Annotated in this window: 12 protein-coding genes; 9 read left to right on the top strand and 3 right to left on the bottom strand. The window is 65.7% G+C overall.

Annotated features, from left to right (window positions below):
• From QF047_RS12895 to QF047_RS12885, 3 genes are all read right to left on the bottom strand, one after another.
• Complete coding sequence (locus QF047_RS12895) at window positions 1-642, bottom strand: GntR family transcriptional regulator (RefSeq protein ID WP_306632898.1); 642 nt, start codon at window positions 640-642, stop codon at window positions 1-3.
• 184 nt (window positions 643-826) lie between these two features.
• A complete protein-coding gene (locus tag QF047_RS12890) occupies window positions 827-1,540 on the bottom strand; it encodes a response regulator (protein WP_307277600.1) in 714 nt (237 codons plus the stop codon).
• A complete protein-coding gene (locus QF047_RS12885; RefSeq protein ID WP_306632901.1) occupies window positions 1,537-3,171 on the bottom strand; it encodes a sensor histidine kinase in 1,635 nt (544 codons plus the stop codon). The genes QF047_RS12890 and QF047_RS12885 overlap by 4 nt, the downstream gene beginning before the upstream one ends.
• Window positions 3,172-3,345: 174 nt before the next feature.
• Here QF047_RS12885 and QF047_RS12880 point away from each other — a divergent pair, with 174 nt between their 5' ends.
• From QF047_RS12880 to der, 9 genes are all read left to right on the top strand, one after another.
• Window positions 3,346-4,692: a cation:dicarboxylate symporter family transporter gene (locus tag QF047_RS12880; RefSeq protein ID WP_306632903.1), complete on the top strand. Its 1,347-nt coding sequence runs from the start codon at window positions 3,346-3,348 to the stop codon at window positions 4,690-4,692.
• Between the two features lie 233 nt (window positions 4,693-4,925).
• The gene (locus QF047_RS12875; protein ID WP_306632904.1) at window positions 4,926-5,825 is read left to right on the top strand and encodes a ParA family protein; all 900 of its coding nucleotides are present in this window, start codon (window positions 4,926-4,928) and stop codon (window positions 5,823-5,825) included.
• A 7-nt stretch (window positions 5,826-5,832) separates the two neighbouring features.
• Entirely contained in the window at window positions 5,833-6,645 is an 813-nt protein-coding gene (locus tag QF047_RS12870) for a ScpA family protein (RefSeq protein WP_306632906.1), read from the top strand.
• Window positions 6,642-7,304 (top strand): SMC-Scp complex subunit ScpB, encoded by a 663-nt coding sequence (locus QF047_RS12865; protein ID WP_307277593.1) that lies wholly within the window; start codon window positions 6,642-6,644, stop codon window positions 7,302-7,304. Before QF047_RS12870 ends, QF047_RS12865 begins: the two co-directional genes overlap by 4 nt.
• 115 nt (window positions 7,305-7,419) lie before the next feature.
• The gene (locus QF047_RS12860; RefSeq protein ID WP_307277591.1) at window positions 7,420-8,658 is read left to right on the top strand and encodes a pseudouridine synthase; all 1,239 of its coding nucleotides are present in this window, start codon (window positions 7,420-7,422) and stop codon (window positions 8,656-8,658) included.
• Window positions 8,659-8,660: 2 nt separating this feature from the next.
• Entirely contained in the window at window positions 8,661-9,770 is a 1,110-nt protein-coding gene (locus QF047_RS12855) for a prephenate dehydrogenase (RefSeq protein ID WP_306632911.1), read from the top strand.
• The gene (gene cmk / locus QF047_RS12850) at window positions 9,770-10,483 is read left to right on the top strand and encodes a (d)CMP kinase (protein WP_307277588.1); all 714 of its coding nucleotides are present in this window, start codon (window positions 9,770-9,772) and stop codon (window positions 10,481-10,483) included. Before QF047_RS12855 ends, cmk begins: the two co-directional genes overlap by 1 nt.
• Before the next feature lie 46 nt (window positions 10,484-10,529).
• On the top strand, window positions 10,530-11,210 hold the full coding sequence (locus tag QF047_RS12845) for a 1-acyl-sn-glycerol-3-phosphate acyltransferase (protein ID WP_307281931.1): 681 nt from the start codon (window positions 10,530-10,532) through the stop codon (window positions 11,208-11,210).
• Window positions 11,211-11,220: 10 nt separating this feature from the next.
• Window positions 11,221-12,771, top strand: coding sequence for a ribosome biogenesis GTPase Der (der, locus tag QF047_RS12840; protein WP_307277585.1), 1,551 nt, complete (start codon window positions 11,221-11,223; stop codon window positions 12,769-12,771).
• Window positions 12,772-12,836 lie beyond the last annotated feature (65 nt).

Here is a 12,836-nt window from a genome sequence, read left to right as displayed (position 1 = left end):
CTAGCGGGGTGTGTGGGTTGCTTTGATGTGGGACAGGCTGCGGTGCAGATGCAGGGTGGTGGCTGCCTGCGCCAGGCGGGGGTTGCCAAGGGCGATGGCCTCGGCGATTGCCGCGTGTTCGGCTGCTGCGGCTGTCAGTCGGGTGGCATCGTCGGCTGCCAGGCGGCGTATGCGGACCAGGTGGACCCGCAGGCCGCGCATGGCCTGGGCAAGGTAGGAATTGGAGCTGGCCGCGTCGATGGCGGAGTCCAGCCGTTCCACCAGCAGGTAGTAGTCCTCCAGGGCGGGTGTGCTGCCGTTAAGGAGTGATGGGGCGGCCCGGAAGTCTGCCTCAAGGGTCCGGAAAATGCCGGCGTCGCCATGTTCGGCAGCGAGTGCCGCAGCCTTGCTTTCCAGCGTCTCGCGGAGCTCGAAGAGTTCCTCGATATCCTCCAGCGAGATGCCGGTGACGACGACGCCGCGGCCGCCCGCCGCCGTCGTCAGCCCTTCTGCTGTCAGGCGGCCCAGCGCCTCCCGGAGCGGCGTGCGTGAGACGCCCAGCCGCTCCGCCTGTTCCACCTCCGCCAGTAAGGCGCCCGGCTGGAGCCGCCACTGGACGATGTCATCGCGGAGCGCGGTATAGGCGCGGTCACTGGCTCGCAATGGCTGTCCCTTCGTTGGTAAAGCCAGTGTATACACACCTGGCTGAAAAAGGGAGAATGGGAAGGTGTTCTCTCGATTTAGACGTTCCATGTATACAGAGAGCGATCCGAGGCTTCGACAGGCTCAATCACCGGCGGGCAGCGGTGGTGGGGGATTCCGACAGGTCAACCACCGACAGTGGCAGTCACCGTCCGCCCCAGCGGTATTCGTTCTCCGGCCGGCCTGGCGTGCCGTAGCGGGCAGTCCTGGTCACCGTTCCGGCGTCGGCGAGGTACTCCAGGTAGCGGCGGGCAGTAACGCGGGACATGCCCAGGGCGTCCATGACTTCCGTGGCGGACACCGCACCCTGCTGCTCCTTCATAAACTCCTGGACGGAAGCCAGCGTTGATACCGCGAGGCCTTTTGGCAGGGGCAATTCAGAGGGCGCGCGCAGGCTGGCGAACGCCTGGTCCACGTCTGTCTGCGAAGCTCCAGCCTTTCCCGAACCCCCTGCAGGCCCTGCCAGCTGCTGCCGGAACTGGCGGTAACTTTCCAGTTTGTCGGCGAAGGTTGCATAGGTGAACGGCTTGATCAGGTACTGGACCACGCCGATGGCCACGGCGCTGCGGACAATGGCCAGTTCGCGGACGGCAGTGATGGCGATGATGTCCGCCAGGATCCCGGACGCCCTCATGCGGCGGGCAATGTCGAGGCCGTGCAGATCTGGCAGGTTCATGTCCAGGAGGACAAGTTCCACCGGTTTTCCCGCTGCCGCGAATTCGTTGAGCAGCCGCAGGGCGGACTGGCCGTCCGGGGCCGTTCCGGCGAGCTCGAAGCCTGCCAGCCGTCCTATGTAGGTTGCGTGGGCGGCAGCTGCGATGGCCTCATCCTCGACGACGAGGACCCGGATGTTGCTCACGGTTTGTGCTCCTTCTCTGCTGGCACCGCTGCGGGGAGGAACACTTCGAACTTGGCGCCGCGCCGTCCATTGATGGTCAGGGTACCCCGCAGGCGCTGCACTGCCTGGCGGACCAGCGCGAGTCCGATGCCCCGCCCGCCCGGACCTGCCGGTTTGGTGCTGAACCCATGCCGGAAAATGTTCTCAGCGGCAGCAGAATCAATGGCGGGACCGGAATCGTGGACCGTGATATCCAGTCCTTCCTCATCCGATTCCACGGTGAGCTCCACCCGCCGGGGCGGCGGACCTTCCGCGGCAGCATCCATGGCGTTGTCGAGCAGGTTACCAAGGATGGTGACCAGATCCTGGACGGCAATCCCCGCCACGCTCGCCGAACCGAGTGCGGCAACGTCCAGCTGCACTCCGCGTTCGTGGGCCTCGGCCACCTTGCCCATCACCAGGGCTCCCAAGATGGGCTCGTCGACGGAACTGACCATGTCATCCGTCAGCTGCTGGCTAAGTTCCAGGTCCTTGGTGGCAAAGTTGAGTGCTTCCTGGGTGCGGCCCAGCTCCAGGAGCGAAACCATGGTGTGCAGCCGGTTGGCATGCTCGTGTGTCTGTGCACGCAGCGCGTCGGAGAGGGTGCGCATGGTTTCCAGCTGATTGCCCAGGGCCTCAATTTCTGTCCGGTCCCGCAGGGTCGCCACGGTTCCGTAGACGGGGGTCTTGCCGCGGCTGCCGGGGGATTCGGGCCCCTTGGCGGGTCCTTGATTGACCACCAGGATGCGGGACCCGGTGAGGATGATCTCGTCGTTGGCGCTGCGGCCGGACTCGAACAGGGTCCGGAGCCCCTCATCAAGGGGCAGTTCGGCCAGCGACGGAGGCCGGGTGGGATCTTTGCTGCCGGGGCCCTCCAGTCCCAGCAGCTCGGCGGCCTGGTCGTTGTACATCACCACACGGCCCCTGGTGTCGATCAGGATCAATCCTTCCCGCACGGAATGCAGCACCGATTCGTAGTACGCGAACAGCTGGGCCAGCTGCTCCGGCCCCCAGCCCCGGGTGACGCCGCGCAGGTACCGGCCCAGCAGCCACGAAGCCAGCGAACCGCCCACCAGCAGGGTAAGGCCGATGGCAAGGAGAGCGGGCAGCCGGCCGGACAAGGCAACGTCCACGCTCCGGACGGTGACGCCCGCGGCCACCAGCGCCCTCACGTTTCCGGCCGCATCCTTCACCGGCGCGATGGTGCGGACCGAGGGTCCCAGCGTTCCCGCCGTGACCTCGGTAAAGGTCTCGCCGCGCAGCGCGGCCTCGATGGAGCCGATGTAGGGCCTGCCCAGTTCCTCGCTTCGCGGATGCGTCCAGCGGGTCCGGTCCGGCGCCATGATGGTCACAAAATCGGCTCCCGAGCCGGCCATGACGTCAAGGGCATAGGGCTGCAGCAGAGCAGATGGATTGGTGGTGTCCGCAGCCTGGAGAACCAGGGGATTGGCGGCGATCGCGGCGGCTACGCCGGTCATCCGGCGGCCCGCTTCGTCGTAAGTGCGGTCCCGTGCGTCGATGAACGTGGCGGTACCAACGATCGCGATAAACGACACCACAATCAGCAGGTTCGCCACAAACAGCCGGCGGGCGATACTCCAGCGGTGGATCATCTGTACCTTCCCGGACCATTGCCTGCGGCCTGACTGTTTACTGTGTCACGACCAATATGAACGCAACGGTGAGCTGGGTCACCACCTGCCCAATGATGGATATCACACCGGAGGACGTGTTGAGCCCAGAGACTGTGCCGCAGCGTCTACCAGATTATCCAAAGGAGACACATCATGGCTTCTCAACGAGGAGAGTCGCTTGACAGCGTGAAGACGCCGCGCAAGGGCCTGGACAAATCGCATTACCTCTACATCGCCGTCATCGTCGCCGTGATCCTGGGCGCCGTTGTCGGCCTGCTTTTCCCCGAGGTGGGCAAATCCCTCAAGCCGCTCGGCGACGGGTTCATCAAGCTCATCAAGATGATGATCGCACCGATCATTTTCTGCACCATCGTCCTGGGCATCGGTTCCATCGCGAAAGCCGCAACGGTCGGCAAGGTCGGAGGCCTGGCGCTGGGCTATTTCGTGGTCATGTCCACCTTCGCCCTGGCCATCGGCCTGGTGGTCGGCAACATCATCCACCCGGGCGAGGGCCTGAAGCTGGCTCCCTACGATCCCAACAAGAAGGCCGCGACGGACAGCACTGTGGACTTCCTGCTGGGAATCATCCCCAGTGACGTCCCCGTCCTGCCCACGCTGCTGGCAGCCATCCTCGTCGGCTTCGCACTGCAGAAGATGGGCCCCCAGGGCGCTCCCATCCTTAAAGCCGTCAGCCACGGCCAGGCGCTCGTATTCCGCATCCTCATCATGATCATGTGGCTGGCCCCGGTAGGCGCCTTCGGTGCCATCGCCGCCGTCGTCGGGGCCACCGGCTTCCAGGCAATCGTCAGCATGTTCACCCTGATGATCGCCTTCTACATCACGTGCGCACTGTTCATCGTGGTCATCCTCGGCGGACTGCTCCAGGTGGTGTCGGGAGTCAACATCTTCAAGCTGATGAGGTACCTGGCCCGCGAATACCTGCTCATCTTCTCCACCTCCTCCTCCGAAGCCGCGCTGCCCCGCCTGATCGCGAAGATGGAACACCTCGGCGTCTCCAAGCCCGTCGTCGGCGTCACGGTTCCCACCGGCTACTCCTTCAACCTTGACGGCACGGCCATCTACCTGACCATGGCATCCCTTTTCGTGGCCAACGCCATGGGCACCCCGCTGGACCTCGGCGCCCAGATCTCGCTGCTGATCTTCATGATTATCGCCTCCAAGGGTGCTGCCGGCGTCACCGGCGCCGGACTTGCCACCCTTGCCGCCGGCCTGCAGGCGCACAAGCCCGAACTGCTGGGCGGCGTGGGCATGATCGTCGGCATCGACCGGTTCATGTCCGAGGCCCGCGCCCTGACCAACTTCACCGGCAACGCCGTCGCCACCATCCTGATCGGCACGTGGGTCAAGGAGATCGACGGCGGCCAGGTAGGCAGGGTCCTCTCCGGCGAACTGCCCTTCGACGAACAGACCATGATCGCCGGCCACGGCGAGATGGCGCCGAAGGAAGAGGGCGCACGGACGGTCGCAACCACGGCCTAGCCTCCGGCATCGGCCACCCGCCAAACTGCCCCCGCAGCCTCTGCTGCGGGGGCAGTTTCGTGCCGGAAGGGAGGGGAACCTTCGACCTCAGCTAGAGGGTCAAGGCTCAACATCCGCGGAAAGTCAAGTTGCCTCGAATACCGTGTCGGGCGCTGTAACCTTGGGAAGAAGCAGGAGCGTTGCTGGCCATCCAGCGGCAGGAAATCACCGTCATCGAAAGTGTGGATAGATACGTGAGCAGCGAACAGGGTTCAGCAACTCTGGAGGGCACGGAATTCGACCTGGAAGACGCGGTGATGGGGCCCACCGGGCGCCCATACCGCGAGTTCCCGGAACCCGCGCCGCTGTCCTCCCACGGTCCGGCCCGCGTCATCGCCATGGTCAACCAAAAGGGCGGCGTCGGAAAGACCACCTCCACCATCAACCTCGCGGCAGCGCTGGCCGAATACGGCCGCCGCGTCCTCCTGGTGGACTTCGATCCCCAGGGCGCCCTGTCAGCAGGCCTGGGCGTCAACCCCCACGAGCTGGACCTCACTGTCTACAACGTGCTGATGGACCGGAAAGTGGACATCCGTGACGCCATCCACCAGACCGGCGTGGAAAACGTTGATTTGCTGCCGGCCAACATCGACCTCTCGGCAGCCGAAGTGCAGCTGGTTAATGAGGTGGCACGCGAGCAGGTGCTGGACCGTGCACTCAAGAAAGTCGAAGACGACTACGACGTCGTCCTCATCGACTGCCAGCCGTCCCTCGGCCTCCTCACCGTCAACGCCCTGACCGCCGCGCACGGCGTTATCATCCCGCTGATCTGCGAGTTCTTTGCCCTGCGTGCCGTGGCGCTGCTGGTGGAAACCATCGACAAAGTCCAGGACCGGCTCAACCCCCGCCTGCAGGTGGACGGCGTGCTGGCCACCATGTACGACGCCCGCACGCTGCACAGCCGCGAAGTGATCGCCCGCCTGGTGGAGGCCTTCGGGGACAAAGTCTTCGAAACCGTGATCAAGCGCTCCATCAAGTTCGCCGACGCCACCGTAGCTGCTGAACCCATCACCAGCTACGCCGCCACCCACGTGGGGGCCGACGCCTACCGGAGGCTGGCCAAGGAACTGATTTCGCGCGGCGGCGCACCCTAGCCACGCCGTGGCCGAAACCAGGCCCGGCTTCGAAGTGCGGCTGGCCAACTTCACGGGTCCGTTCGACCTCCTCCTGGGGCTGATCGCCAAACACCAGCTGGACATCACCGAGGTGGCCATCGCCACCGTCACCGATGAGTTCATCAAGTACATCCGGAAGCTGCAGAAGCTGGGCGAAGAGTGGGCCCTCGATGAAGCCAGCGAGTTCCTGGTGATCGCCGCAACGCTCCTGGACCTCAAAGCTGCGCGGCTGCTGCCCGCCGGAGAAGTCGAAGACGGCGAAGACATCGCGCTGCTGGAAGCCAGGGACCTGCTCTTCGCCCGGCTGCTCCAGTACAAGGCCTTCAAGCAGGTGGCCGGCATCCTCGGCGAAACGCTGCATCAGGAGGCCCTCCGCTTTCCCCGCCAGGTGGCACTGGAGGAACACTTCGCCGCGATGCTTCCCGAGCTCGTCTGGAGACACACCCCGGAACAGTTTGCCCGCCTGGCGGAAGCGGCCATGCAGCCCAAGGCTCCGCAGCCAACAGAAGTGGGCCTGGCCCACCTGCACGGCGGCAACGTCAGCGTCAAGGAGCAGGCTGAAATCATGGGCCTGCGGCTTCAGCTCGAATCGCCGCTGGCGTTCCGGACCCTGATCGCCGATGCTGACTCCACCCTGGTGGTGGTTGCCAGGTTCCTTGCCCTCCTGGAGCTCTTCCGTGACAAGGCAGTTTCCTTCGACCAGCTCTCGCCGCTGGGGGACCTGGCGGTGCACTGGACGGCGGGGAGCGGGGACTGGTCCGCACAGAACCTAAGCGAGGAATTTGAGGAGCAGCTGTGACTGAACGTCCGACAGAGGACACAAGCCAGGAAGAGTCAGACGCCGGAAGTCTTCCCGGCGGCGCCAAAGCCGCCCTCGAGGCCGTGCTGATGGTCATCGACCAGCCCGCCACAGAAGAGGAACTGGCTGCGGGCCTGGAGCTGACCGTAGATGCGGTCATCGGCCTGCTGGCAGAACTTCAGCAGGAGTATAACGGCTATACTGTTAAAGCCCCGGATATGGATTCAGCCAGCGCAGCTGGTTTCGGCTCCAGCCCCCGGGGTTTTGAATTGCGGAAAGTCGCCGGTGGCTGGCGGATCTACTCCCGTGCCGAATTCGCCCATATCGTGGGCAAATATGTGCTGGAGGGGCAGACGGCCAGGCTCACCCAGGCCGCCCTGGAAACGCTCGCGGTGATCGCTTACCGCCAGCCGGTCTCCAGGGCCAGGGTGTCCGCAATCAGGGGAGTCAATGTTGACTCCGTCGTACGGACACTCGCGCAGCGCGGGCTGATCGAGGACTCGGGAACAGATCCGGAGTCCGGCGCCATCCTCTACCGGACCACCTCTTACTTCCTGGAGCGGATGGGAATCGGTTCAGTGGCCGAGCTGCCGCAGCTGTCCCCGCACCTCCCGGGGCTGGACGGGATCGCGGAGTTCTACGACGCCGAAAGAACGTAGGCAGGGGACCAGCCCTGGCTGCGGCACGGAGTACTTACAAGGGCAGATTATTTCTGCGCGGCTGGTTAGGGTTGTCCTTGGACACCTTGCCGGTCAATATATCGAAGGACGGGTCATGACACAGGCGGGACGCCAGGGTTCACCACGTAACGGTTCGGGACGTAACAGCTCCGGACACAACAGCACGCCGGGACGCAACACGTCCCAGGGCGGCAATTCCGGCGGCGGCAATTCCGGCGGCGGCAATTCCGGCGGCGGCTTCCGCGGCGGTTCCGCCAAGCGCGCCGCCGGGTTCGGCAGCGACCGGCCGCACCGCGCCCCGAAGCCGCGCGAGGAGCGCTTTATCGATCCGGACCAGGCGCCCGAAGCCCGGACCGGACGCGGAGCGGCGGAACAAAAGTCCGCCAAGCCCTCATCCCGGAAGCCTGCGGCGCGCAAGCCCGGAGCCAAGAAAGCGCCCGGAACGCCCGGCGCGCCCAAGCAGAAGCCACGTACCGGCGCACCGGGAGCAGCCGCTTCGCGTGCGTTCGGCAGCGAACGCTTCGGCCAGAACCTGGGGCCCGTCCGCAGGCCAACACGGAAGAAGGGCCCGCGCGGCGAGGTTGCCCAGTCTGAACTCCACGATGCCGATGGCGTGCGGCTGCAAAAGGTGATGGCCTCGGCCGGAGTGGCATCACGCCGCGTCTGCGAAGAGATGATCGCTGAAGGCCGGGTGGAAGTGGACGGCCAGGTAGTCACCGAGCTCGGCGTCCGCATCGATCCCAAGACTGCCGTTATCCACGTGGACGGACTGCGCATCCAGCTGGACGAAAACCTGGTGTACATGGTGTTCAACAAGCCCAAGGGTGTTGTGTCCACCATGGAGGATCCCGAAGGCCGCCCCTGCATCAGCGACTTCCTCCGCAACCAGCACGGCGAACGGCTCTTCCACGTGGGCCGGCTTGACGTCGCCACCGAGGGGCTGCTCCTGCTGACGAACGACGGCGAGCTGGCCAACCGCCTGACCCACCCGTCCTACGAGGTTCCCAAGACGTACCTGGTGCAGGTCCGTGGGCCGTTCCCCCAGGGTATCGGTGCCCAGCTCAAGCAGGGTGTGGAACTCGAGGACGGCTTCGCCTCCGTCGACTCCTTCCGGCTGGTGGATTCCACCCCCGGCCATGTGCTGATCGAAGTTGTGCTGCACTCGGGCAAGAACCGCATCGTCCGCCGCCTGTTCGACGCCGTCGGATTCCCGGTCCTGCGGCTGGTCCGCGTCAAGGTGGGACCCATCGGCCTGGGTGACCAGCGCCAGGGAAGCATCCGCAACCTGGGTAAGCAGGAAGTCGGCCACCTGCTGGCATCCGTAGGGCTCTGACCATGTCCGCTTTCCAGAGCCAGGGCCGCGGGCACCTGGACGGGCCGGTGGTGGTCATCGGTACGGGGCTGCTGGGGACCAGCATTGGCCTGGGACTGCGCGGGCGCGGGGTACCTGTCTACCTGTCCGATCCATCGCCCACCAACCAGGCTGTTGCGGTGGACATCGGGGCAGGGCAACCACTGGATGCGCTTGCCGGTGAGGTGCCGCAACTGGTGGTTGTTGCCGCGCCGCCGGATGTCACGGCCGATGTGGTGGCGAAGGCGCTGGCTGACTACCCGGAATCCGTGGTGGTGGACATTGCCAGCGTCAAGGCCGGAATCCTCTCGGCCCTGCGCAGCCGTGGCGTGGACCTGTCACGCTACGTGGGCACCCATCCCATGGCAGGACGGGAAAAGTCGGGGCCGGTTGCTGCCCGCGGCGAGCTGTTCACGTCAATGCCCTGGGTGGTATGCCCATCCGATGAGACTTCCGGTGCCGCCCTCCAGGTGGCCCGCTCGCTGGCCACCGACCTGGGGGCTGTGGTTTCCAGGTTCACGGCCGACGAGCACGACGAAGCAGTGGCCCTGGTCTCGCACCTGCCCCAGGTGATGTCATCGCTTTTGGCCAGCCGCCTGCAGGGCACGCCCCTGCATGCGCTGTCCCTGGCGGGCAACGGGCTGCGGGACGTTACCCGGATCGCTGCCAGCGATCCCACCCTGTGGGTGCAGATCCTGAACGGCAACGCGGCGAAAGTGGTGGAGATCCTCTACGGCGTACGCGAGGACCTCAACCGGCTGATCGGCACCTTGGAACGGCCGGCAGCGCCAGGTGCCCGCCTGGATCTTGCGCAGCTGATCAGCGAAGGCAACGCAGGCCAGGCCCGGATCCCTGGCAAGCACGGCGGTCCTCCGCAGGCGTATTCGTGGCTCACCGTCCTGGTGGACGACAAGCCGGGCCAGATCGCGCAGCTCCTGACCGAGATCGGTGAAATCGGCGTAAACGTTGAGGACTTGCGGCTGGATCATTCGTCGGGCCAGAACGTGGGCATGGTGGAATTGTCAGTGTTGCCCAATAAGCATGACCACCTGATCGAAGCATTAAACGACCGCGGATGGCGGGTACTTCAGTAATGACACAGGAACTTCTTGACACCCTGCCGGCGCTCCGCCTCGGCAGGCCGCTGGTGGTTGCCATTGACGGGCCGTCAGGCTCAGGCAAGTCCAGCGTCAGTAAGGAAGTGGCCCGCCGGCTCCGCCTGGCCTACCTCGATACCGGTGCGATGTACCGCGCCCTCACCTGGTACTGCGTTTCCAGCGGGATCGACCTGGAGGACGCCGCCTCCGTTGAGCAGGCCTCCCGCGACCTTGTCCTGGACCTGAGCACCAGCCCCAACGAGGAGTATGTCCGGGTGGACGGGGCGGACGTTACAGACGCCATCCGCGAACCGGCCATCTCCTCGGCAGTCAGCGCCGTGGCCACTACCCTCGGCGCCAGGACGGAACTCATCCGACGGCAGCGGGCACTGATCGAAAAGCACCACCGCCGCATGGTGGTGGAAGGCAGGGACATCACCACAGTCGTCGCACCCGGAGCAGAGGTGCGGATGCTGCTGACCGCCAGCGAGGAAGCCCGGCTTCGCCGCCGCGGCATCCAGCTTGGCGGTACGCAGAACGCCGAACAGCTGGCCGCACAGGTCACCCATCGCGACGCCAAGGATTCCACGGTGGTCAACTTCACGCAGGCCGCCTCCGGCGTGGTCACCCTGGACTCCTCGGACCTCGACTTCGACCAGACAGTTGCCGCAGCCCTGGTGATTGTGACCAAGGTCCTGAACCGTGACTGAGCCGGTAATCCCTCATGGCACGCCGGGGATTCCCGCCGGCTGGACCATGGCCTGGAGCAGGCCCGTGGGCTGGATCCTGGACCACCTGGTCTACCGGACATCCGTCACAGGGCGGCACAACGTCCCCACCGGCGGTCCGGTGATTTTCGCCGGGAACCACATCAGCTTCCTGGACGGGCCGGTCATGTTCGGTGCCTCGCCGCGGCCCATGCACATCCTGGTGAAACAGGAGATGTTCACCGGGTTCCTGGGCCGGGTCCTCACCGCCTCCGGGCAACTGCCGGTGGACCGCTCCGGAGACCGCGCTGCGCTGCAGCTCTGCAGGAAAGTGCTCGACGCCGGCCGTTGCGTAGGGATCCTCCCGGAAGGAACGCGGGGGAGCGGGGCAGCGGAAGACATCAACGGCGGCGTTGCCTGGCTGGCCCTGAACTCCGGCGCGCCGGTAGTGCCGGTTTCGATTTTGGGTACCCGCAAGGGCGACGAGCACCTTGATTCCGTACCGCGGCCGGGCAGGCGCTTCCACGTCAGCTTCGGCAATGCGCTGACCCTGAGCCGCAGGGCCGGGGAAAGCGGCCGTGCTTCAATGGACAGGGCGGCGCTGGAGATCCGGGCCGCACTGTCAGGGCACGTGCAGGATTCCATTCAGCTGACCGGGCAGCCACTGCCGGCGGCCAGCAATTCACAAAGACTTCAAGCAGTAGCCGGGACGCCGGCAGATGACCACTAAGGACAGTGCAATGAGCGACACCACCCAGACCTCCGGCCACCCAGGCGCCGGCGACGATGAATACACTCCCACAGGCACCGACCAGGTGGCCGAGCGGCTGGCGGCCATTGACGACGACGAAGCGGAGCTCCGCGCGGCGTCCCTCCGGGCGGGCCTTGAGGATTACGACCTTGACGAGGATGACGCCGCGCTCCTCAGCGGCGAGTACGACGACGAGGAATATGACGGCCCCGTCAAACTTGACCCCGTCCTGGCCATCATCGGCCGGCCCAATGTAGGCAAGTCCACGCTGGTGAACCGCATCCTCGGCCGGCGCGAAGCCGTGGTCGAAGACACCCCCGGCGTCACCCGCGACCGTGTGATGTACTCCGCGCACTGGAACGGGCGCAACTTCACCCTGGTGGACACCGGCGGCTGGGAACACGACGCCCGCGGCATCCACGCCCGGGTGGCCGAGCAGGCCGAAATGGCCGTGGAGCTCGCGGACGCAGTGCTCTTCGTCGTCGATTCCGCCGTGGGCGCCACCGCCACCGACGAAGGCGTAATGAAGATGCTGCGCCGCAGCAAGAAGCCCGTCATCATGGTGGCCAACAAAGTGGACGACTTTGCGCAGGAAGCGGACTCCGCTGCACTGTGGGGCCTCGGCTTCGGCGAGCCCTACCCGGTATCCGCCCTGCACGGCCGGGGTGTGGCTGACCTGCTGGACCACGTGATGGACGTCCTTCCCGAGTTCTCCACCATTGAGGGACTGGAACGCTCCGGCGGCCCCCGCCGCATTGCCCTGATCGGCCGCCCCAACGTGGGCAAGTCCTCGCTCTTGAACAAGCTCGCCGGCACCGAACGGGTGGTGGTGGACAACACCGCCGGCACCACCCGCGACCCCGTGGACGAATTCATCGAACTCGGCGGCCGGACCTGGCGGTTCGTGGACACCGCAGGCATCCGCCGCCGCCAGCACATGGCCCAGGGCGCGGACTTCTATGCCTCCCTGCGGACGCAGTCCGCGCTCGAAAAGGCGGAGGTCGCCGTCGTGCTCCTCGCCGTGGACGAGGTCCTCAGCGAGCAGGACGTCAGGATCCTGCAGCTCGCCATTGAATCGGGCCGCGCCCTGGTGCTCGCGTTCAACAAGTGGGACCTGCTCGACGACGAACGCCGGCGCTACCTCGAGCGTGAGATCGAGCAGGACCTGGCCCACGTGAGCTGGGCTCCCCGGGTCAATATCTCGGCCAAGACCGGATGGCACAAGGACCGCCTGGTTCCTGCCCTGGATGTGGCGCTGGAAAGCTGGGACAAGCGCATTGCCACGGGCCGCCTGAACGCCTTCCTGGGCGAACTCGTCGCTGCCCACCCGCACCCCGTGCGGGGCGGCAAGCAGCCGCGCATCCTTTTCGGCACCCAGGCCTCAAGCCGGCCGCCGAAGTTCGTGCTGTTCACCACAGGCTTCCTGGACCCCGGATACCGGCGCTTCATCACCCGCCGGCTGCGCGAAACCTTTGGCTTCGAGGGCTCGCCCATCGAGGTCAACATGCGGGTGCGGGAAAAGCGCGGCAAGAAGCGTTAATTGCGGTGATGTGCGCAACACGCATTGGCCCAATGCCCGGAAAGTGTCACTGGCACCCTCCGGGA

The organism is Arthrobacter sp. W4I7, from assembly GCF_030816215.1.
GTDB lineage: Bacteria > Actinomycetota > Actinomycetes > Actinomycetales > Micrococcaceae > Arthrobacter > Arthrobacter siccitolerans_A.
Note: the sequence above shows the minus strand (reverse complement) of the source record. Positions and strands in the feature narration are given on the sequence as shown.